The 21,063-nt window shown below is 68.7% G+C and carries 17 protein-coding genes; 9 read left to right on the forward strand and 8 right to left on the reverse strand.

Going from position 1 to position 21,063, the window contains the following annotated elements:
• Positions 1-346: 346 nt before the first annotated feature.
• On the reverse strand, positions 347-1,993 hold the full coding sequence (gene gndA / locus MUN85_RS12195; RefSeq protein WP_250506949.1) for an NADP-dependent phosphogluconate dehydrogenase: 1,647 nt from the start codon (positions 1,991-1,993) through the stop codon (positions 347-349).
• Positions 1,994-2,221: 228 nt separating this feature from the next.
• On the opposite strand from gndA, the gene MUN85_RS12200 reads away from it, so the two are divergent.
• Complete coding sequence (locus MUN85_RS12200) at positions 2,222-2,926, forward strand: FadR/GntR family transcriptional regulator (RefSeq protein WP_250506950.1); 705 nt, start codon at positions 2,222-2,224, stop codon at positions 2,924-2,926.
• A gap of 50 nt (positions 2,927-2,976) precedes the next feature.
• On the opposite strand, the gene MUN85_RS12205 is transcribed toward MUN85_RS12200, so the two are convergent.
• Positions 2,977-4,053 (reverse strand): App1 family protein phosphatidate phosphatase, encoded by a 1,077-nt coding sequence (locus MUN85_RS12205; protein ID WP_250506951.1) that lies wholly within the window; start codon positions 4,051-4,053, stop codon positions 2,977-2,979.
• Positions 4,054-4,155: 102 nt separating this feature from the next.
• Here MUN85_RS12205 and MUN85_RS12210 point away from each other — a divergent pair, with 102 nt between their 5' ends.
• Genes MUN85_RS12210 through MUN85_RS12220 form a run of 3 tightly spaced genes read left to right on the forward strand, consistent with a single transcriptional unit; the run spans position 4,156 to position 7,050 of the window.
• On the forward strand, positions 4,156-5,154 hold the full coding sequence (locus MUN85_RS12210) for a substrate-binding domain-containing protein (protein ID WP_250506952.1): 999 nt from the start codon (positions 4,156-4,158) through the stop codon (positions 5,152-5,154).
• 10 nt (positions 5,155-5,164) lie between these two features.
• A complete protein-coding gene (locus MUN85_RS12215; RefSeq protein WP_250506953.1) occupies positions 5,165-6,265 on the forward strand; it encodes an ABC transporter permease in 1,101 nt (366 codons plus the stop codon).
• Complete coding sequence (locus tag MUN85_RS12220; RefSeq protein WP_250506954.1) at positions 6,262-7,050, forward strand: ATP-binding cassette domain-containing protein; 789 nt, start codon at positions 6,262-6,264, stop codon at positions 7,048-7,050. The genes MUN85_RS12215 and MUN85_RS12220 overlap by 4 nt, the downstream gene beginning before the upstream one ends.
• Positions 7,051-7,130: 80 nt before the next feature.
• On the opposite strand, the gene MUN85_RS12225 is transcribed toward MUN85_RS12220, so the two are convergent.
• The gene (locus tag MUN85_RS12225; protein ID WP_250506955.1) at positions 7,131-8,384 is read right to left on the reverse strand and encodes an MFS transporter; all 1,254 of its coding nucleotides are present in this window, start codon (positions 8,382-8,384) and stop codon (positions 7,131-7,133) included.
• Positions 8,385-8,606: 222 nt separating this feature from the next.
• Positions 8,607-10,301, reverse strand: coding sequence for a phosphoglucomutase (alpha-D-glucose-1,6-bisphosphate-dependent) (pgm, locus tag MUN85_RS12230; protein WP_250506956.1), 1,695 nt, complete (start codon positions 10,299-10,301; stop codon positions 8,607-8,609).
• A gap of 88 nt (positions 10,302-10,389) precedes the next feature.
• On the opposite strand from pgm, the gene MUN85_RS12235 reads away from it, so the two are divergent.
• From MUN85_RS12235 to MUN85_RS12250, 4 genes are all read left to right on the forward strand, one after another.
• Positions 10,390-10,740, forward strand: coding sequence for a rhodanese-like domain-containing protein (locus MUN85_RS12235; RefSeq protein WP_250506957.1), 351 nt, complete (start codon positions 10,390-10,392; stop codon positions 10,738-10,740).
• Positions 10,741-10,779: 39 nt separating this feature from the next.
• Positions 10,780-13,206, forward strand: coding sequence for an FdhF/YdeP family oxidoreductase (locus MUN85_RS12240; protein WP_284501176.1), 2,427 nt, complete (start codon positions 10,780-10,782; stop codon positions 13,204-13,206).
• An 8-nt stretch (positions 13,207-13,214) separates the two neighbouring features.
• Positions 13,215-14,285: a formate dehydrogenase accessory sulfurtransferase FdhD gene (locus MUN85_RS12245; RefSeq protein WP_250506958.1), complete on the forward strand. Its 1,071-nt coding sequence runs from the start codon at positions 13,215-13,217 to the stop codon at positions 14,283-14,285.
• Positions 14,286-14,360: 75 nt separating this feature from the next.
• A complete protein-coding gene (locus tag MUN85_RS12250) occupies positions 14,361-15,224 on the forward strand; it encodes a DUF5926 family protein (protein ID WP_092563742.1) in 864 nt (287 codons plus the stop codon).
• Positions 15,225-15,419: 195 nt separating this feature from the next.
• Here MUN85_RS12250 and MUN85_RS12255 read toward each other — a convergent pair whose 3' ends face one another.
• Both MUN85_RS12255 and MUN85_RS12825 read right to left on the reverse strand, forming a co-directional pair.
• A complete protein-coding gene (locus tag MUN85_RS12255; RefSeq protein ID WP_250506959.1) occupies positions 15,420-16,451 on the reverse strand; it encodes a LacI family DNA-binding transcriptional regulator in 1,032 nt (343 codons plus the stop codon).
• A 157-nt stretch (positions 16,452-16,608) separates the two neighbouring features.
• A complete protein-coding gene (locus MUN85_RS12825) occupies positions 16,609-17,142 on the reverse strand; it encodes a methylated-DNA--[protein]-cysteine S-methyltransferase (RefSeq protein ID WP_284501177.1) in 534 nt (177 codons plus the stop codon).
• Between the two features lie 103 nt (positions 17,143-17,245).
• Here MUN85_RS12825 and MUN85_RS12270 point away from each other — a divergent pair, with 103 nt between their 5' ends.
• The gene (locus MUN85_RS12270; protein WP_250506960.1) at positions 17,246-18,052 is read left to right on the forward strand and encodes a glycosyltransferase family 2 protein; all 807 of its coding nucleotides are present in this window, start codon (positions 17,246-17,248) and stop codon (positions 18,050-18,052) included.
• Here MUN85_RS12270 and MUN85_RS12275 read toward each other — a convergent pair.
• Positions 18,021-20,375 carry a hypothetical protein gene (locus tag MUN85_RS12275; RefSeq protein ID WP_250506961.1) on the reverse strand — a complete coding sequence of 785 codons (2,355 nt, stop codon included), beginning with the start codon at positions 20,373-20,375 and terminating at the stop codon, positions 18,021-18,023. The genes MUN85_RS12270 and MUN85_RS12275 overlap by 32 nt on opposite strands.
• Positions 20,376-20,450: 75 nt before the next feature.
• The gene (locus MUN85_RS12280) at positions 20,451-20,711 is read right to left on the reverse strand and encodes a hypothetical protein (protein WP_250506962.1); all 261 of its coding nucleotides are present in this window, start codon (positions 20,709-20,711) and stop codon (positions 20,451-20,453) included.
• Positions 20,712-21,063: the final 352 nt, after the last annotated feature.

Genomic DNA, 21,063 nt, shown 5'->3' on the forward strand with positions numbered 1-21,063 from the left:
ACGCCCTGCTCCTTCGCCTCCGCCAGCAGGCGCTCGGCGAGGTCTTTCTGATTGATGATCTCTCCGGTCACGGGATCAATCATCTCGTCATTAGCGATGACGGCATCGGTCGTGTCAGTCACGGCCACCTCCTTTCGGATCAGGCCGGACCCACACACCCTTTATCTGACAGTCCCCCCTTTTGATGCGGGCAGCATTCCACTGCCAAAAGAAAGCCGCTCCGATACTTCAGATGAGAATCGGAGCGGCTTTCTGGTGTCAACGAGGCTCTCACTCTCTCCAGCGATGACGCGAAGTCGGAGCGGAGGAGCTAGGCGGGAGCCAGAACGCTGGATGCTGGAAGGCGCTAGCCGACCTTTTCCTCGGCGCCGTCTTCCGCCCAGCGGGTGTGGAAGATGCCGTCCTTATCGATGCGTGCGTAGGTATGCGAGCCGAAGTAGTCACGCAGACCCTGGATGAGCGCCGCGGGCAGTCGGTTCACGCGTACGCCGTCGTAGTAAGCGAGGGATGCGCCGAAGGCCGGCACCGCCATCCCGTGCAACGCGGCTTGGGCGACGATTCGGCGCAGCGCCGGGATGCATTCTTCGACGGTGTCGCGGAAGTGGGGCGCCGCGAGCAGCAGCGGGACGTCGGTCTCGCCGCCGGAGGAACCTTCCGCATCCGCGGTTTCCGCATCGGGTGTGTGCGTGCCGGAATGCTCGCCCGCGGCGTGCTCGGAATCCGTCGAGGCCTCGTTCGCGGTACCGGCGCCGTCCTTGTCCAGCTCATCGCCCGCTCCGGCGCCACCATCAGAGGTTGCGGCCGGGATGACATGGTCCGCATCGTAGGCAGCGGCGATCTCGTCGAGGAAGCGCGCCCGGATAATGCAGCCTGCGCGCCAGATCTTGGCGACGGCACCCAGGTCGATGTTCCAGTCGTATTCGAGGGCGGCGGCGGCGATCTGGTCAAAGCCCTGGGAGTAGGCAACGACCTTGGAGGCGTAAAGGGCGCGGCGTACGTCCTCGATGAAGGCGTCCCGGTCGGTCACGTCCCATGCTTCGGCGAGGGCCTGTAGGTCCGCGCCGGCTTCGCGCTGCGGCACGGAAGAGGACAGGGCTCGCGCAAATGTCGCTTCGGCGATCCCCGTGATCGGCACGCCGAGGTCGAGGGCGTCCTGCACCGTCCAGCGCCCGGTTCCCTTTTGCCCGGCCTGATCGACAATGACGTCGACGAGCGGCTTGCCGGTTTCCTCATCGACCTTGGCGAGCACCTCGCTCGTGATCTCAATGAGGTAGGACTCGAGCTCGGTTTCGTTCCATGCGGCAAAGACCTTCGACATCTCGGCCGGCGTCATCTTCAGGGCGCCGCTCAGCAGCGCGTAGGCCTCGGCGATGAGCTGCATGTCGGCGTATTCGATGCCGTTGTGCACCATCTTGACGTAGTGGCCCGAACCGTCGGTCGAAATGTGCGTCGTGCACGGTTCGCCGTCCTCGGCGCGTGCGGCAATCGCGGTGAGCAGCGGCCCGACGCGCTCGTAGGCTTCGTCGGAGGCACCGGGCATGATCGACGGGCCGTTGAGCGCACCCTCGGCGCCGCCCGAAACGCCCGCTCCGACGAAGAGCAGCCCGCGCTCGGCGAGCTCCTTCTCGCGTCGGATCGTATCGGTGTACAGCGCATTGCCGCCGTCGATGATGATGTCGCCCGGCTCCAGGTACTGCGCGACGCGCTCGATGACCTGGTCGGTGATCTCGCCCGCGACGACCATGACGAGCACGACGCGCGGCGTCTTCAGCGAGGCAACGAAATCTGCCATGTCGTCGGCGGGAACGAACTGGCCCTCCTCGCCGTGCTCGTTGATGACGTCGGCCGTCATGTCCGGGGTGACGTTGTGAATCGCGACGGTGTAGCCGTGGCGCGCGAAGTTTCGGGCCAGCCGCGAGCCCATGACCCCCATCCCAGTGACGCCGAGATCGGCGACGGCGACGGGAGGCGTGGCGAATACGTGCTCGGTCATGGTGCTCCTAGCGTGAGGACGGATAGCGTCTGCCTCCTATTGTCACCCTGCCCGGCGCCAATTTCACGTTCATCCGCCGCGCCGGCTCGCGGAGCACCGCGCCGGGCTCTTCGTTCGGGCAACCGAAGATTGCCCATAGGGCAAGGTACCCGCGTCCGTTAGGATGGCCCCTAAAGGATGAAGACGTTCGATGGTCAGAAAACCACGACACCAGGGGGATGACGCATAGTGGCGACAGAGCTTGTTGATGAGCTCGGAGCCCGGATCGCTAATCGCGAGATAGCGGCCGGCTCGACATTTACGATCGCAGATATCTGCGACAAGTACGGCCTATCACGGACCGTGGCGCGCGAGGCAATGCGCGTGTTGGAAGACAAGGGCATGCTCGTGCCGAAGCGCCGGGTGGGCCTGCAGGTCACGCCCATCTCGGAATGGACGCCCTTTGATCCGGCGATTATTCGCTGGCGGCTGGCGGGACGCGCCCGCAAGGAGGAGCTGCAGGCGCTCGGGGAGTTGTGCACCGCGCTCGCGCCGTGGGCGTGCTGGTATTCGGCCAACCGTGCCAGCGAGGCCGACCGCGAATTGATGCTCGCCTACGCGCAGCGCATGGTGACGCTGCTCGGCGAGGAGCGGTTCGCGTCGTTCGTCGACCTGGAAATCTCCTTCCAGTGCCTGCTGTACCGTTCGGCGAACAACCGCCTCTTTGACGGGATCGCGAACCTCATCGGCGACGTTTTTCGGGCGACGTATGGGCAGCGGCCCGAGCGGCTACTCGGCGATGACTCGGTGGGGCATTCCTACTGCGAGCTGGCCGAGGCGATCCGCTGCGGAGACGCGGAAGCGGCGCGCAATGCGATGATGGCGATCCTCGCGCACCTGGGCTTCGATAGTTTTCAGGGTTTCAGCCTCGAGCCGCTGATCTCGCGCAGCTAGGCCTGCCGCGCTTAGCCGCCGCGGTTAGCCGCCGCGGTTAGCCGCCGCGGTTAGGCCCGCTCCGGTGCTTGCGCGACGAACTGTTCGACGACGGGGAGCACCTGGGTGGCGAGCTCACGGCCCGTCGGCCCTGTCACCACCGGCACGCTGGACGACAGTTCGCCCTCGCATACCTCGGGGGCGGATTTATCGCCCGGACCGGTATCGGGCGTGCCGTGCGCGAGGACCTGCTGGGCCGCCGTGAGTTCGCGGATCGCGATGAGCAACGTGCGGTCGGGATGCTCCTTGGCGAACTGGCCGTAGATCATCGGGTCGTGCTGGCCGTCGTCGCCGATGAGGAGCCAGGTGAGCTGCGGGTACCACTCGCTGAGCGCGGCGAGCATGGCACGTTTGTGTTCCTGCCCCGAGCGGAACCAGCCGGTTTGCGTCGGTCCCCAGTCGGTGAGCAGGAGCGGGCCGTCGGGATAGCCATTGGCCGCGAGGAAGCGCCGCAGTACCGAGAAGGTGTTCCACGCGCCCGTTGAGAGGTAAAAGACGGGCAACTCCGGGCAGCGCGACGTCAGCGCGGTGTACAGCTCCGGCATGTGCGGCACCGGTTTGCGGGTGGAGGTGCGAAGCACGAAGGAGTTCCAGAAGGCGAGCAGCGGGCGCGGCAGCATCGTGACGAGCACCGTGTCGTCGATATCGGAAATGAGGCCGAGGCGCTGGTCATCGCCAATGATCTCGACGTCGGCACGGGCGACGGCGGCGCCCTCGGCGTGCACGTAAGCGCGGTGCCGGCCGGGCGGCAGCCCGTGGCCTTCAAGCACGACGTCGATATAACCGTTGCGGTCCGTGTGGGTGTGGGTGATCGCCTCGCCAAGCTGGATCGTGACGGGCAGGTTCGCGGCGTGCACCGTCATGAAATTGCGCCAGCCGCGCTGGGCGCGCGCGACGGGGTCGGGCAGGGACGACGGCTTCGGCGCGGGGCGCGAGAGCAGCACCCGCGCCAGGACGCGGGCGCGCTCGCCGGTGCCGTAGCCGAAATAGCCGAGGACGCGGGGGCGGAAGCCGAAGCGGCGAACGAGGGGTTCAACGCGCGCGTGCAGCGCATCTTCCAGGATCGAACCGGTGCGAGAAAATCCCATGCCTTCAGGCTACGGGAGGACCAGGCCGCAAACGACTTGGCGCGTGACCTAGCACACGGAGTAGGCTGGCGGGCAGAATCGCCCGCCCCACTGGAGGATCCCATGCGACGCATTCTCGCGTTTGCCGCCTGCGCGCTGAGCGCTATGACCTTAACCGCCTGCACTAATGACGCCCCGAACACTACGACGACGAGCTCCGCAGCTGCCACCCAGCAGGGCTCCGGCTCCACCTCCGAGGGCGCCGATCTCAGCTTCGCGATGGTCACGCACTCCGCGCAGGGCGACGCCTTTTGGGACATCGTCAAATCCGGTGGCGAGGACGCCGCCGCCACGATGGGCGTGACGATGACCTACCAGGCCGATCCGGATCCAGCCCAGCAGTCGATCCTCATTACGAATGCGATCGCCCAGGGCGTCGACGGCCTCATCGTCTCGATGGCGAACCCCGACGGGCTGAAAGAGGCGATCACGGCCGCCGTCGACGCCAAAATCCCGGTCATTACGATCAACTCCGGCATCGAGCGCTACAAGGAATTCGGCGCGATGACGCACGTCGGCCAGAGCGAGGAGCTCGCGGGCGAAACGGCCGGCGAGCAGTTCAAGGCCGCGGGCAAAAAGCGCATGATCTGCGTGATCCACGAGGCGGGCAATATCGGCCAGGAGCAGCGCTGCGCGGGCGCGGCCAAGACGTTTGGCGGCCAGGCGGAGAACCTCCAGGTCGACATTTCCGATCTCGCCTCGGCGCAAAACACCATCACCGCCAAGCTGCAGGCCACCCCCGATATTGACGCCGTCTTCACGCTCAACGGTTCGATCACGAGCGCCGCGCTCAAGTCGATCGGCGACGCGTCCAGCTCGGCGATGATCGGCGGCATCGACCTCGACGCCGACGTCGTTTCGGCCATCAAGGACGGCTCGCTTGCCTTCGCCGTCGATCAGCAGCCCTATGCCCAGGGCTGGCTGCCGGTCGTCTTTTTGAAGCAGAAAGTGACCGACGCGATGGACACCGGCGGCGGCCAGCCCGTCTACTCCGGCCCGCTCGTCGTCACGAAGGACAACGTCGAGCAGATCGCCGACGCGATCCAGCGCGGCAAGCACTAACCGGGCAACGATGACTGAGCGCGAAAAACCTGAGGGGCGCAGCGCGGCGGCCGAGAGCCACGCTGCCGAGAGCCACGCGGCCGAGAGCCACGCGGCCGACGAGCGAGCCGTCGCCACCTCCCACCTCACCACCGTGATGCGGCGCCCGGAGATCGGGGCGGTCATCGCCGCCGTCGCCGTGCTCGTCTTTTTCGCGCTGAACACGACGACCTTCCTCGCTCCCGCCGGGATCTCGACGTGGCTGGAGTCCTCCGCGACGATCGGGATCATGGCCGTGGCCGTCGCGCTGCTCATGATCGGCGGGCACTTCGACCTGTCCGCGGGCGTCATGACCGGCACGACCGCGCTGTTCGTCGGCATCCTCGCCGGCACCTACGGCGTGAACCTGTGGCTCGCGGTCATCCTCGCGCTTGCCCTCGCGCTCGCCATCGGGGCGGCCAACGGCGCGATCGTTTTGCGCACCGGCCTGCCGTCCTTCATCGTCACCCTCGCGACGTTTTTCATCCTGCAGGGCATCAACCTCGCGGTCACGAAGCTGCTCACCGGCACCGTCGCGCTGCAAGGAATCGACCAAATCTCGGGCTTTTTCACCGTCCGGCAGCTCTTCGGCTCGACGCTGCATCTCGGCCCGTTCGCGATTAAAGCACCCGTCATTTGGTCCATCGTCGTCACGGCGATCGCCACCTGGGTGCTGCAGCGCACGCGCGTCGGCAACCATATTTTCGCCGTCGGCGGGGACCGGAGCGCCGCGCGGGCAGTCGGCGTGCGCGATATCCGCACCATCATGGCACTGTTCATGACGACGTCGGCCGCGGGCTGGCTCGTGGGCATGCTCGCGCTGTTCAAGGTCGGCACCGCGCAGGCGACGACGGGCGTCGGCCAGGAGTTCATCTACATCATTTGCGCCGTCGTCGGCGGCTGTATGCTCACCGGCGGCTTCGGCTCCGCGATCGGCGCGGCCTTCGGGGCGCTCATCTACGGCATGACCTACCAGGGTATCGTCTACGCCGGCTGGGACAACAACTGGCTGAAAACCTTCCTCGGGATCATGCTGCTCGCGGCCGTGCTTGTGAACTGGTCCGTCGCACGCCGAGCGGGGGTGCGCTCATGAGCGAGGCCATCATCGAGGCGCGCGGCCTCGGCAAGACCTTCGCCTCCGTCATCGCGCTGCGCGATATCGACCTTTCGGTTCGCCCAGGCGAAGTCACCTGCATCCTCGGGGACAACGGCGCCGGTAAATCGACGCTCATCAAAATCCTCGCGGGCGTGCATGAGCATTCCGCCGGGGACTTCCTCATCGACGGCGAGCCGCAGCGCCTGACCTCCCCGCGGCAAGCGCTCCTGGCCGGGATCGCCACCGTCTACCAGGACCTCGCGATGGTCCCGCTCATGAGCGTGTGGCGCAATTTCTTCCTCGGCTCCGAACGCGTGGGCCCCCTCGGCACGCTGAAAATCGGCGAGATGAAGCGCACCACCCGCCGTGAGCTCGCCGCGCTCGGCATCGATATTCGCGACGTCGAGCAACCCGTTGGCACGCTCTCTGGCGGGGAGCGCCAGTCCGTAGCAATTGCGCGCGCCATCCACCGCGGCGCCCGCGTCTTGATCCTCGACGAACCGACGGCGGCGCTCGGCGTCAAGCAGTCCGGCGTCGTCTTGAAGAACATCCAGGCGGCGCGCGAGCGCGGGATCGCGGTCATCTTCATTACGCACAACCCGCAGCACGCCTATCTCGTCGGGGACCAGTTCCTCGTCCTGAACCGCGGCGCCTCCCTCGGGACGTACGCGAAGGCCGGCATCAGCCTTGAGGAGCTCACCCACCTCATGGCCGGTGGCGCCGAACTCGATGCCCTGTCCGACGAACTGGACGCTTCGCCGGACCCGCGGGCTGATGAGTAGTGACCTCGAGGTTTAAGCGACTGCGGATTTCACTGGTGGCGATGCGCTAGAGGGGTGAACGCGCTAGAGGCGGGAACGCGCTAGAGGCGGGAGGTCGTGATCGAGCGGCGAATTACGGGCAGCGTCGCGAGCACCATGATCGTGGCGCCGACGGCTCCTGCGACCGCGACGTAGAAACCGGCGTGGCCGCCCTTGGCGTCGATGATGGCGCCGGCGATGGCCGAGCCGAGCGAGACTCCCGCGGAGTTTGCCGTCGCCATCCATGTCAATCCCTCCGTCAGCCGCGAGGCGTGGACCACCTGCTGGATGACGGCGTTGGCGTTAATGAACGTCGGTGCGATGGCGAATCCCGTCGCGAACATGACGGCGCCCAGCACCAGCAGCGAGTGGATGAACAAGAACAGCGAGGATCCGGCGGCGAGCGCGATGACGCCGATTGCCAAGCGCATCGTGAGGGTGGCGTTCCAGACGCGCGCGCCGTACAGCAGGCCGGAGATCAGGGAGCCGAAGGCGAAGATGCCGAGGAGGACGCCCGCGAGCGATTCGCGGCCAAACTCCTTGGAGACGGCGACGGTGGAGACGTCCGTCGCGCCGAAGATGACGCCGATGCACGCCATGACGACAATGAGCGACCACATGGCGGGCAGGGTGAGGACGCCGGGGGCGGTGTCGCTTGGGCGGGCGTGCGGATCGTCGACGGCGTCTTCCCACAGTTCGCGTTTGCGCTTCGTGCGGCGTTGCGCCGGGGGCTCGGTGGCGGTGAGCGAGAGGAACCAGAAACCGCCGATGAGCGAGAAGGCGATGGCGGCGATGATGGCGGAGGGCGCCGCGAGGGTCGTCGCGAGGATGGTAGCGAGCACCGGCCCGATGACGAACACGACCTCGTCGAGGGCCGATTCCAGCGCGTAGGCGGTGTGGAGCTCGCGGGCGTCGGCCACCGTGATGGACCAGCGGGCGCGCACGAGCGCGCCAATCGAACCCGTGGCGGTGCCGGCGATGGCGGCCGCAATGAGCAGCAGCGCGGCGGGCGCGCGGGTGATCGTTGCCGCGACGAGGGCGGCGAGCCCAAGGTTGAAGATCGCGAGCGCGGGGCGCATGATGCGGGCCTGGCCGTATTTGTCGACGAGGTTCGCGAGCATGGGCGCGGCGGCGGCCATCGTCACGACGTAGACGGCCGAGACGGCGCCCGCCAGGCCGTAACTGCCGTAGGTGTGCTCGATCATCAAAATGATGCTGAGGCCCGTCATCGCGAGCGGTAGGCGCGCCACTAACCCCGTCGCCGAAAATGCGAGAGCGCCGGGGTGGGAGAGGATCGCAGCATAGGGGTTCGCCACCCCTGGATCGTCTCACACCGAGCAGGGCAGATTTCGCCCTCGCCGGTAGGTTACGGCGCACACTTTCGCAGCCGGCGACGGCTGGCGGCGACGGCTGACGGCTGGCGACGGGCGGCGGGCGACGGGCGGCGACGGCGGGCGACGGGCGACGGGCGGCGGGCGGCCCGGTCGTTCGAGCCGCGCGGCTCGGAGGTGGGAGCCGCGCGGCCGGAAGCTCAGCGGCTAGCTGCCGAGGGCCTCGTCGACGACCTGTTTCGCGTCGGCCTGCACCTGCTGAAGGTGCTGTTCACCGCGGAAGGACTCGGCGTAGATCTTGTAGACGTCCTCCGTGCCCGAGGGGCGCGCCGCGAACCAGGCGTTGTCGGTGGTGACCTTGAGGCCGCCGATCGGCGCGTCGTTGCCGGGCGCGCGCACGAGCTTCGCGGTGATCGGATCGCCGGCGAGCTCGGTGCTTGTGACGTCCTCGGGGCTGAGCGCCGCGAGCTTGGCCTTCTGCTCGCGGTTTGCCGGCGCGTCGATCCGCGCATAGACGGACTCGCCGAAGCGTTCGGTCAGCTCGCGGTGGAGCTCGGAGGGGCTCTTCGCGGTGCGCGCCATGATCTCGGAGGCGAGCAGGGCGAGGATGATGCCGTCCTTGTCCGTCGTCCAGACCGTGCCGTCCTTGCGCAGGAAGGAGGCGCCCGCGCTCTCTTCGCCGCCGAACCCGATCGAGCCGTCGATCAGCCCGGGCACGAAGTATTTAAAGCCGACGGGTACCTCGACGAGGCGCCGGCCGAGGTCAGCCGTGACGCGGTCGATCAGCGAGGAGGACACGAGGGTCTTGCCGACGCCCGCGTCCGCGCGCCAGCCGTCGCGATGCGTGTAGAGGTAGGAGATGGCCACGGCGAGGAAGTGGTTGGGGTTCATGAGGCCGCCGTCGCGGGTGACGATGCCGTGCCGGTCGGAGTCCGCGTCGTTGCCCGTCGCGATATCGAAGGGGGCGTCGCCGCTCATTTTCTCCCGCAGCGAGGCCATCGCGTGCGGCGAGGAGCAGTCCATCCGGATTTTTCCGTCCCAGTCGAGCGTCATGAACGACCAGCGCGGATCGACCTCGGGATTGACGACGGAGAGGTTCAGGCCGTAGCGCTCGGCGATGGCGCCCCAATACTCGACGGAGGCGCCGCCGAGCGGGTCCGCGCCGATGCGCACGTCGGCGTCGCGAATGACGTCGAGATCCAGGACGTTCTTCAGCTCCTCGACGTAGGTGGCAAGGAAGTCGAAGCGCGTGGTGGTTTCGGCGGCGAGCGCCTCCTTCAGCGGCAGGCGGGCGATCTCGCGCCAGCCGGTGCGCAGCAGCTCGTTGGCGCGGCGGGCGATCCAGCTCGTGGCGTCCGAATCTGCGGGGCCACCGTGCGGCGGGTTGTACTTGAAGCCGCCGTCGCGCGGCGGGTTGTGGCTCGGGGTGATGACGATGCCGTCGGCGAGCCCGGGGCCCGTGCGGCGCAGCCCGGTGCTGGAGTTCGCGCCCGCGCCCGCGCGAGAGCCTGCGCCGTTGGCTTGTAGGATCGCGAGCGAGACCGCGGGGGTGGGCGTGTACCCGTCGCTCGCGTCGATTCGCACCTCGACGCCGGCGGCGGCCAGCACCTCGAGCGCGGAGTCGAAGGCGGGCTTGGACAGCGCGTGCGTGTCACGCCCGATAAACAGCGGGCCGTCGGTGCCCTGGCTGCGGCGATACTCCACGATCGCGGCCGTCGTCGCCACGATATGCGCCTCATTAAAGGCCGTATCGAAGGCGGAGCCGCGGTGCCCGGACGTCCCGAACACCACCTGCTGGTCCGGATTATCCGGATCGGGTTCCTTGTCGTAGTACGCCGCGATGAGGGCGTCGACGTCGATCAGATCTTCTTCGCGTGCCACCTGGCCGGCTCGTTCATGCATGCCTCCATTGTCCCCGCCCGGGCGCGCTTTCGCGCGGTGCTTCGCCGCTGTGCGGGCCAAAATTGCCCATACGTGCCACCATTGACCCATGGCTATTCCGCACACGCCCCAGACCATCACCGTCGCTGATCTCGACGGCGCCGATCCGGTGCCCGACGGCTACGTCCTGCTCGATGTCCGCGAGGACGAGGAGTGGGAGGCGGGCCACGCGCCGGGCGCGCTGCACATTCCGCTCGGCGATCTGCCCGATCGCATCGACGAACTGCCCGACGAGGATCTGCTCGTCGTGTGCCGGACCGGGGGCCGCTCCGGGCGCGCGGCCGCGTGGCTGAATCAGAACGGCTATGACGCCTACAACGTCGACGGTGGAATGACGTCCTGGCACCAGGCGGGGCTGCCCGTAACAAGCGAGGACGGCTCGGTCCCCGAGATTCTGTAGCGCGGGCCCCCGATTGTGAAGCCAAGTAAAGGAGCAACGATGGCTGATGCGAGACGGGCCCGCGAGGCGGGCGAAGCGGGCGAGGCCGGCCAGGCGGGGGAGGCCGGCGAGGCGCAGAGCGCAACCGCCTATGACGATCCGCGGGTGGGGCCGCGTCAGCGCGCCGCCGCAGGCTTCGGCGGCATCCACCACGCGATGGACTTCGCGATCCGCGATCGCGCGCTGCTGCCGCTCATCACGCTGAACAAGCCCGGGGGAGTGGACTGCCCGGGCTGCGCCTGGCCCGATCCGAAGCCCGGCGAGGAAGGCATCGTCGAGTTTTGCGAAAACGGCGCGAAAGCCGTCGCGGAAGAAACGACGGCGCGGCGCTGCACCCCGGAGTTCTTCGCCGAGCATTCGATTGCCGAGCTGCGGGAGTTCACCGATTACGAGCTCGGGCGGGCCGGCCGCCTCACCACGCCCATGCGCCTCGCGCCGGGCGATACGCACTATCGCCCGATCAGCTACGAGCAGGCCTACGACGAGATTGCTGCCCACCTCGGCGCGATCAAGCCCGAGGAGGCCGTCTTTTACACCTCGGGGCGAACGTCGAATGAGGCCGCTTTCATGTACCAGCTGCTCGCGCGGCGTCTCGGGACGAATAACCTGCCGGACTGCTCGAACATGTGCCACGAGTCCTCGGGCGCGGCGCTCGGCACGACGATTGGCATCGGCAAGGGCACGGTGACGCTTGAGGACATCCACCGCGCGGGCCTCATCATCATCGTCGGGCAAAACCCCGGCACGAACCACCCGCGGATGCTCGCGGCGCTGGAGAAGCAAAAGGCGGCCGGCGGGCGCATCGTCGCGCTCAACCCGCTGCCGGAAGCGGGGCTGAAGAACTTCAAAAACCCGCAAACGATCCGCGGCATGCTGCGCGGCGGCACGGACCTCGCCGACGAATACATGCGCATCCGCGTCAACGGCGATCTCGCGTTCTTCCAGGCGCTCAGCCGCGAACTCATCCGCCGCGACGCGCTCGATACGGACTTCCTCGCCACTTACTGCATCGGCACCGAGGCCGCCATCGAGCACCTGTTGGCGCTGTCCGACGATGACGTGCGCGCGGCGACGGGACTGCGGCCCGAGGCGATCAGCCGCGTCGCGGACCTCGTGCAAGAGGCCGACGGCGTGATCGTCTGCTGGGCGATGGGGCTGACTCAGCACAAGAACTCGGTGCCGACGATCCGCGAGATCGTCAACTTCCTGCTGCTGACGGGCAACATGGGCAAGCCCGGCGCGGGTGCCTGCCCGGTGCGCGGCCACTCCAACGTTCAGGGCGATCGCACCGTCGGGATTTGGGAGAAACCGCCGGAGCATTTCCTTGCGGCGCTCGATCGGGAGTTCGGCTTTGCTGCGCCGCGCAAGCACGGCTACGACACCGTCGAGGCGATCCGCGCGATGCGCGACGGCGCGGTGCGCTTCTTCATGGCGATGGGCGGCAACTTCGTGCGGGCCACGCCGGATACGGCTGTGACGGAGGCGGCGATGGCCCGCGTGGACCTCACGGTGCACGTCTCCACCAAGCTCAACGGCTCGCACCTGCACCCGGGCGCGACCTCGATTATCCTGCCGACGCTCGGCCGCACGGACGAGGACCGCCAGGCGGGCCGGATCCAGTCCGTGAGCGTCGAAGACTCGATGGGCATGGTGCACGCCTCCACCGGGCGGCGCACCGCCCACCGCGGCCTGCACTCCGAGCCGCGCATCGTCGCGGAGATCGGGCATCGCGCCTTTGGTGAGGCGTACTGGCGGGCCATGGCGGACGATTACCGCGTCGTGCGGCGCCACATCGAAGCGACGGTTCCCGGGTTTGAGCGTTACGAGGAACGCATCGCGGCCCCGGGCGGTTTCGCGCTGCCGAATGGTCCGCGCGAGCGGCGCTTCGAGACGAGCGACGGCAAGGCGCACCTGAGCGTCAACGAGCTCGAGGTCCTGCAGTGCCCGCCCGGCCACCTCATCCTGCAAACGGTGCGCAGTCACGACCAGTACAACACGACGATCTACGGGCTCGATGACCGCTACCGCGGGATCAGCGGCGGGCGCCGCGTCGTCTTTGTAAACCCCGCCGACTGCGCGGAGCTCGGCGTCGCGGATGGCGATATCGTCGACCTGATCTCCGTGGCGCCCGATGGCGAGCGGCGCGCGCCCAACTTCCGCGTCGTCGCCTATGACACCGCGCGGCAATGCGCGGCGGCGTACTTCCCGGAGACGAACGTGCTCGTGCCGCTGGATTCGACGGCCGAGACGAGCAATACGCCGACGAGCAAGTCGATCATTATTCGGCTGGAGCCCGCGGCCGGGCAGGCCGGGGTTGCGTCCGGCGAGGAGTATGCGGCGTCCGGCGCGGAGCGCGCGGCGTCGACCGGGCCGGCTGAGCCGGCGTCCGGCGCGGAACATGCGGCCGCGTCGGCTGCGCGCGCGTAAGGGGAGCAGTGGGCAGGATTACGCGCAAATTGCGGATGACGCGCGTCGTCGTCCGCGGTGTTGCTGCCGCGCCCGAGGTCGGTGATGCTGGTGCGCCCGAGGTTGGTGACGCTGGTGCGCCCGAGGTCATCATTGGCGGTCGCGCCGATACCGTCGCCGTGGAGGAGCCGCTCGAGATTCGCGTCGCGGGTCAGTCGCTGATGACGACGATGCGCACGCCCGGCGCTGACGTCGAGCTCGTCCACGGCCTGCTGTACTCCGAGGGCCTCATTCGCGCCGGCGCCGATATCGCGCAGGTGCGCTACTGCGGCGGGACGTGCGGGCAGAACGAGAATACGTTCAACGTCGTCGACGTGGATCTCGCGCCCGGGCTCGCGCCGCCCGATCTGTCTGGCCGGCGGCTGCTCACGACGACGAGCGCGTGCGGAATTTGCGGCACGACGTCGATCGAGCAGGTGATGGCGCGGCGCGCTGCCGCTCTTGCTGGGGCAGGCGCGATGGCTGGGCGGGATTCGCTCGTCGGAGCGGGTGGCGAGGCTCGGGATGATGGTAGCGAAAGTGCGGGCGAGGCGCGGTTTGACCCGCGAGTGCTCGTTCGCCTGCCGGAGCTTTTGCGCGAGCACCAAACGGCGTTTGCCACCACGGGCGGCATCCACGCCGCGGGCATTTTCACCGGCGGCGGCCATCCCGTCGTCATTCGGGAGGACGTCGGGCGCCACAACGCCGCCGATAAAGCTATTGGCGCGCTCCTCATGTCGGGGGCCTTGCCGGCCGTGGGTGCCCCTGGCGCTCGCGGGGAAACGGACGGTACTGGCGCTCGCGGCGGGCTGGCCGGACCTGGCGGTGCTGGGAGTGACGATCGCCCCGCAATTCTTGCGCTGTCGGGGCGCGCGTCATTCGAACTCGTGCAGAAGGCCGCCATGGCTGGGCTGGGTGCCGTCGTCGCCGTATCCGCGGCATCCTCCCTCGCCATCGACCTTGCCGCGGACGCGGGAATCCTCCTTGCCGGGTTTACGCGCGAGGGCCGCATGAACGTCTACACGGGGGCGGAGTCGTTAGCGCGGGCGCGGACACGCTAGCGCAGGCGCGGGGACGTTAGCGCAGACGCGGAGTCGCTAGCGCCTTAGTCGCGGCCAGGACGTATCCTTGTCGTCATGGGAAAAAAGAACCGTAAGAAGGACCGCGCCGCGAAGCCGAAGCGCCAGGAGGTCGCGTTCGTCGAGCGCCCGTTTGAGGGTCTGGCGGGCGAAACCGATCTCGTCGCGATGCGCGAGCTCCTCCCGTCGGCCTCCGCGCCCCTGAAGCTCACCGGCGATCTCGCCGACGTGCCCGTTCTGCTCGTTACGCTGCTGCCGGAGATGTGGCCCGCGCTGCGTCGCGAGGATGGCACGGTCGTCGTCGCGCTGCAGGCCGCGACCCGCTCTGGCGATGCCTCGCGCGATATCGCGCACGCGATTGAGTCCGCCGCCGCGCTCGCCCCCGGCACGCCGCTGCGCCACGTCGAGCTGCCAGAGCCCGGCCCGCGCCTGCAAGACATCGTCGATCCCGAGGCCGCGTGGGAGCTCACCGTGCACGACGATTTCGCCTACTGGGTGGATCCGAGCGCCGAGCGTTCGCCCGAGCTCGACCAGGCCCTGGAGCAGGCAGCGGAGCACATCGTGCCGTCCGCGCCCGTCGCCGGTGTCGCGTCCGCCTTCTGGTGCCGCATGGGCAAGGAGTACCTGCGCTGGGTGCGCCCGGAGGACGAATACAGCCTGCTCGACGCGCTTGCCAAGCTTCACACCGACGGCGCGACGCAGCTGGAGGACGGCACCCGCCTCATCGGGTTCTTCCGCTCCTGCGGGTTGCTCGTCCCAGTGTGGGAGCTCAACCCGGGCAGCGAGGCCGACGAGCTCGACGCCGTCGCCGCCGCGTTCGAGGAGCGGCTCGGCAAGGCGCTGGCCGACGACGCGCCGCTCACGCCCGAGCAGCGCAGCGCCCGCTCCGGCCTCATCTCCCGCGAGGTGACGCTGCGCTAGCGTGCGTGCTCGCGCCTGCGCTAGCGTGTCCGCGCTCGCGTCCGCACCTGGGCGCGCGTTCCCGCTTGGGCGTTTACGTTCTCTGGAGGGGATAGGTGCGCTTATGGAGAGTTAGGGGTTTGTGTTTTCCCCTAACTCTCCACAACGGCTCCGATCGCCCGGTTTTGAGGGAGTGGAAGGCCGGGTTGCTGCTGGCTAGGAGGCAGGGGCGATGGCCGTGGAGGCGCGCTCGATGACCTCGGGTGCCGGGTCGAACACGACCGAGGTGCCTGCTTCAGTGCGCCGGTCCAGCAGGTCCAGCACAAGCGCCGCACACTGCTCGCCGAATTCCGCGGAATCACGCCGAATCGCGGTCACAGCTGGGACCATCACCTCGCACAGCTGGGAGTCTTCCAAGCTCATGACGGCCACGTCGTCGGGGACTCGAATGCCCTGTGCGACGAGCTCGCGCGTGCCGCCGAGGCACAGCACCTCGTTGTCGAAGGCGATAAAGCGCGGGAGGTCCCCGGCCGCGTGCAGTTGGCGCACGATGTCGTGGCCGGCTTCGACGGTGTAATCATCGGCGGCGACGCCCATGCCGGAAATGCCGGCCGCCGCGGTGAGTTCGGCGAATGCGCGCAGCCGTCGGTCGGAGTGGACGATCGATTGCGGGCCCGCGACGTAGCCCATCGACTCGATTCCGAGGGAACGCCCATAGTCGATGACGCGCCGCATGAGAGCTTCCTCGTCGCTCATCACGGCCGCGCCGTAGCCGGGGAAGTCGCCGGCGAAGACGGCGGGGATGCCGCTTTCGGCCAGGAGCGCCGGCCGCGGATCGTCCTGCAGGAGGTCCACGACGATGACGGCGTCGACCCGCCGCTCGGCCCACCAGCGGCGGTAGGTATCGAGTTCGTCGGACATTTCTGCGGCGGTGTGGAAGACGAAGGAATAGCGGTGGACGGATAGCCCGCGCTCCACGCCCATCATGAAGTGGAAGAAGAACCGTTCGCCCGCGAACGAGCCCAAGGGTCGGCCGATGATGAGGCCGACGGCCCGCGCCCGCTGGCTGGAAAGCGCGCGCGCCGCGATTGAGGGCGTCCAGCCGAGGTCTTCTGCCAATTGCAAGATGCGTTCGCGCGTCGCGACGGAAATGCCCGGGCGATTATTGAGCGCGAAGGAGACAGCCGTCGTCGATACTCCCGCCTCGCGAGCGATGTCTCGGATGGTCGGACGTGGATCGGCAGCCATGGCGAACTCCAGTAATTTCCGCGCTGAACCTCAGCGCAATGGTCGTCGTAGTCTATCGTCCCACAGCCGGCCGGGAGGTAGTGCCGGTTGCCCGTTGGCGTCGGAGGTGGCGGCGGCTGTAGGACTCGCGGAGCGTCGACGGGCCTCGCGCCGGCGGCTAGAACAGTCGCGAGGCGGTGAGGTCCGTCGGGGCTTCGAGATCGAGCAGTGCTTGTTTGCGCGCGGTGCCGCCCGCGTAGCCCGTCAGCGAGCCGTCGGCGCCCAGCACGCGGTGGCAGGGCACGATGATCGAGATCGGGTTCGCCCCGACCGCTTGGCCGATACTCTGGGCGGCGGCGGGGATTCCGGCAAGGGCGGCGAGCTGGGCGTAGCTGCGGTGCTCCCCGTAAGGGATGTGGCGCAGGAGTTCCCACACGCGGGTGCGAAACGTCGTGCCGGGTAGGTACAGCGGCAGATCGAAGTGGGTGAGTGTGCCCGCGAAGTAGCCCTCGAGCTGGTGGGCGACCTCGGCCAGGAACGGATCGGCACTGGCCTCGACCCGCTGACCGAAGCGGGCAGCATCGGGGCGGTGGGTGTGATCGTCGTAGTACAGGCCGGCTAGGCGGTAGTCGCGGGCGATCACCGTGAGCTCGCCGAGTGGTGAGGAAATCAGGGCGTGGCGGTCGCCGATCGGCGGGGCGGGAGACGTCATGACGGCGGGCCTCCGATCTGATGGGGACTGTGAGCGTCGAGCATTTCCATCATTCCACCATTTCGCGGCTGCGTCACCGCTCACACCCCGCTAGGCTAGTGGCGTGAGTTCCGATCCCACGCGCCGCGTAGCCGTGGTGATTCCTGCAAAAAACGAGGCGGACACGATTGCTACGACGATCCGTGCCGCCCGCGCCATTCAGCGGGTCGACCTCGTCATCGTCGTCGATGACGGATCCGATGACGATACTCAACACGTAGCCCGCAATGCTGGCGCCGCCGTCGTGCGCCATGCCGTCAACCGCGGGAAGGCATCGGCAATGGAGACGGGCGCGGCCGTCGTGGCGATGCGTGATATCGATAACCGGCCGCCGCGGCACCTGCTGTTTTTGGATGCGGATCTTGGCGAGAGCGCCGTCGAATGTAATGAACTCGTGACGCCCGTGCTGGAAGGCCGCGCGGATCTGGCGATCGCGGCGCTGCCGCCGCAGGCCGGGGCCGGTGGCCGGGGCTTCGTCGTCGGCGCGGCGCGCAAGGCGATCGAGAAGTTTACGGGCTGGCAGCCGCTGCAGCCGCTGTCCGGTCAGCGGTGTTTGAGCCGGGAGGCCTATGAGGTCGCAACGCCACTCTCGCGCGGTTGGGGCGTGGAGACCGGGATGACGATCGACGTGCTGCGCGCGGGCCTGACCGTGATCGAGGTGCCCTGCGATCTCACGCATCGCGCAACGGGCAATGACCTGGCCGGGCAGCTGCACCGCGCCGGGCAGTACCGCGACGTCATGCTCGCGGTGACTCAGCGGCGGGTGCGCACGCGCGCGATCCCGGGCGAGATCATCGCGCAGTCGGCCGCAATGCAGCGCCCGGGGGAGCCGTACCGGCTTAACCTTCGGGGTGCGTCGCTGCCGAACTAGGCACGCGTTCTGCCTGCCACGTGTGGGCGATCATGATGAAGGCCGGCACGGCGAGGCCGAGGCCAATCGCGGGAATGACGACGCCGGAGTCGTTGACCGCAAAGGCGATCAGGAGCGTGACCGCAATCCCGAGGGCCGCTGGGCGCAGGTAGGTGAGGCGCGCCGCCAGGGCATCCGGGCCCGCCAGCAGCCAACCGTAGGGCGCCTCGGCGGCAGGAAGGTTGGGCGCGTTGCGGCGTCGGGTGCGGGCCCCGAGGAGGAAGGCCGCGAGGATGAGCAGGGCCGCAGCGAGCAGGATCGTGAAATAGGAGTTCGTCAGGATGTGCAGGTTGGCGCTCGCCTTGCGACCCACCACCTGGATGAGCTCACCGTCGAAGACGGATTGCATGAAACGCCCGAGGTGGCTGCGCTGGGCCGGCGGCCGGAGGTAATCGAGATAGGAGATCGCGAACGCGGCGGCGACCGTCGCGGCAAGGATGGCCAGGATGCGCCGCAGGCAGAGGGCAACGCCGAGCGCAACCAGGGTGGCGATCGCGAAGCCGGGGATGAGGGCCGGCGGGCCGCCGAAATCGGCGCCGATGGAGGGGGCGCCGTCGATGACGACGGTCACGAGTCCGATGGCGACGAAGGCGGCCGCGGCACGCTGGCGCCGGCGAGATTCGGTGGGGGCGGCGAAGCGAGCGAGGACGGCCGCGAGGCTCGCCGCGACGATGAATGAGGTGACGGCGAGCAGCACGAACGAGGTGTTGTTCATGCCGTAGAACCGGCCGCCGACCGTCGCAAACGATCCCATGATGGCGGTGCGTTGCAGGGGTGCGCCCGCCAGGGCGTCGAGGATGAGCGTGAGCCACAGGGTGGTGGCGAGCAGGGCAGGGGCAGCGACTGCGCGGGTCAGGGCGCCCCTTGCTCCCGACATGCCGCGAGCGGCGCGCGCCGTGACAGCGAGTGCGAGCGCCGAGAGCCCGATCGCGAACGCGAGGGCGCCGAGAAGCCCGAGGACGGGGGCGAGGGCGGCACCGGCACGCCACCAGGGCAGCAGGTCGACGAGGTAGACGCCGAGCGGCATCGCGAGCGCGGTTCCGGCCCACAGCGCGAGGAGGCGGTGGCGCCCGGGCGCGAGCTGGCTGACGCGCGGGGCGCGCAGTGCGCGGGCGCTGAGGGCGAACAGCGCGAGGACGAGGATGATGTAGCCCGGGTAGAACCACGGTACGGCGGCGCGCGAGCGGTCGAGGTGGATGTCGTAGTCCACCTGGCCGGCGAGGAACTCGGCGAGCGGGATGGGCTCGGCGGCCGTGACCTTGATCGGGGAGCCGACGGCGGTGGCGGGCGTCGGCGCGTCGAGCCAGGAGGCGATACTTGGTAGTAGATCGGTGCTCTGGGCGATGCCCGGCTGGCGTGTCGAGGCGGAGGAGATGAGGTGGACGCCCGCGTCGCTCGCGGGCGTCACATCGCCGTCGGGGGTGATGCGTGCGGTGACGAACACGTGGAGATAGGGGCGCGTGTGGCGATCGTGCAGGCCCGCGGCGACGATCCGCACGGGCGTGCCGGAGGTCTCGGCGTAGCTGCGGGCGGCGGCGAGGGCCGCGCCGAGGTTGGCGTCGAGCGCGGTGGTGATGTCGTCATCGGCGGTGGCGGGATTGGCGGCCGCGCCGTGGCCGAGGCGCGTGATGTCGTCGATCCGGGAGGCGGCGTCGATCGCAATGACGCGCGTGCCGGCCTCGAGCAGACCCGGCAGCGCCGCGGAAATTGACTCAGGCGTGAGGGGCTCGGGGTCAGCGAGCGTGGGATCGGCGAGCAGGCCGTCGGTCTGCGTGAGCGCGAGGATGGCACCGGGGCCGAGCGCCGCGGCGGAGATGTCGCTGCCTGCAAGGAGTGAGCCGAGCGTCCCCGGGATCGCGCCGTAGTCCTGATCGGTGGCGGTCTGCACGTAGGTCGCCCAGTCGGCGGCACGGGCCGGGCTCTTGTGCGTGGCGATGCCCGCGCAGACGGTGCCGCGCGGCTCGGCCGTCGTGCGGCGGCCTGCCGAGACGGTCAACCAGCCGTCGGCGGGACACGTGAGGGTGGCAACCGAACGCACGACGAGGGACCCGGCCGCGGCCGAGGGTTCGGCCAGGAGCGAGAGCAGGTTGGGTGTCGCCGCGGCATCGACCTCCCGCCAGCGCATCGCACCGAGGCCCACGACGATGACCGGTTCATCACTCGTGCTTGCGGGCGCCGCGTGAGTTGGCAGCGGAGCAACAACGAGCGCGAGGAGTGCCACAAGGCCAGCCGCCACGAACCTGGCGGCGCGTCGGAGTCCCCCCAGGGCATGCGCGTTCGACATATCTTGCCTATTATGCGCCATCGCGCGCGCACTCCGATAGTTTCGGGCAGATGCGCGTGCCGGTCAGCGTCGGTGCTACGCGGAGAGGGCGTCGGCAAGAAGATCGAGCAGCGGGCCGCGGGTTTCGGGCGCATCAAGCGCGGGATGCGTGCCGTCGGGCCAGTATCGCGGTGACGCTTTTCCGTCGTCCTCGGTCCAATAGAGGCAGCCCTCCCAGCTCAGCGGGGCGTCGTCACGCAGGACGCGTGCGCGGCGGGCACGGTCGGAGCCGGTGGGGGTTTCGAGGGGAGGGTGCTCGAGGATGCGCACGGTGGTGCCGTCGAATGGGACGTGCACGGAGATGAGGTCGTGGGGGCCTGCGATGACGACGGGGGCGTCGGTCTGGAAGGTGGGTGGCTCGGTGAGGCGAGCGAGTTCTTGTGCGAGCGCCGCGGCATAGGCGTCAAGTTCGCCGCGGGCGGGGGAGGCGTGCGTGGGGGGGTGCGGGGGGCGCGGGCGAGCGTCGGACGGGGGGCAGGTGGCGCCGCGGCGCCTCCGGCGCCGCCGCGACCAGCCGGCCCCCGCGACCGGCGAGGTGAGGTTCCTTGCCAGCGGTCAGCGCGGCTATGCCGCGTGGCTTCGAACCTCGCCCGACGGCACGGAGCGCTGGCTCGTCGAGGTCAATACGACCGGCAGGCGCATTGCGCGC

It is taken from the genome of Bowdeniella massiliensis, assembly GCF_023634005.1.
In the GTDB taxonomy this organism is placed as follows: domain Bacteria; phylum Actinomycetota; class Actinomycetes; order Actinomycetales; family Actinomycetaceae; genus Bowdeniella; species Bowdeniella massiliensis.

Coding starts and splice junctions, on each gene's coding strand:
- gndA (WP_250506949.1), bottom strand. CDS start 1,993: ATGACCGAGCACGTATTCGCCACGCCTCCCGTCGCCGTCGCCGATCTC.
- MUN85_RS12205 (WP_250506951.1), bottom strand. CDS start 4,053: ATGGGATTTTCTCGCACCGGTTCGATCCTGGAAGATGCGCTGCACGCG.
- MUN85_RS12210 (WP_250506952.1), top strand. CDS start 4,156: ATGCGACGCATTCTCGCGTTTGCCGCCTGCGCGCTGAGCGCTATGACC.
- MUN85_RS12215 (WP_250506953.1), top strand. CDS start 5,165: ATGACTGAGCGCGAAAAACCTGAGGGGCGCAGCGCGGCGGCCGAGAGC.
- MUN85_RS12220 (WP_250506954.1), top strand. CDS start 6,262: ATGAGCGAGGCCATCATCGAGGCGCGCGGCCTCGGCAAGACCTTCGCC.
- pgm (WP_250506956.1), bottom strand. CDS start 10,301: ATGCATGAACGAGCCGGCCAGGTGGCACGCGAAGAAGATCTGATCGAC.
- MUN85_RS12235 (WP_250506957.1), top strand. CDS start 10,390: ATGGCTATTCCGCACACGCCCCAGACCATCACCGTCGCTGATCTCGAC.
- MUN85_RS12240 (WP_284501176.1), top strand. CDS start 10,780: ATGGCTGATGCGAGACGGGCCCGCGAGGCGGGCGAAGCGGGCGAGGCC.
- MUN85_RS12250 (WP_092563742.1), top strand. CDS start 14,361: ATGGGAAAAAAGAACCGTAAGAAGGACCGCGCCGCGAAGCCGAAGCGC.
- MUN85_RS12255 (WP_250506959.1), bottom strand. CDS start 16,451: ATGGCTGCCGATCCACGTCCGACCATCCGAGACATCGCTCGCGAGGCG.
- MUN85_RS12825 (WP_284501177.1), bottom strand. CDS start 17,142: ATGACGTCTCCCGCCCCGCCGATCGGCGACCGCCACGCCCTGATTTCC.
- MUN85_RS12275 (WP_250506961.1), bottom strand. CDS start 20,375: ATGTCGAACGCGCATGCCCTGGGGGGACTCCGACGCGCCGCCAGGTTC.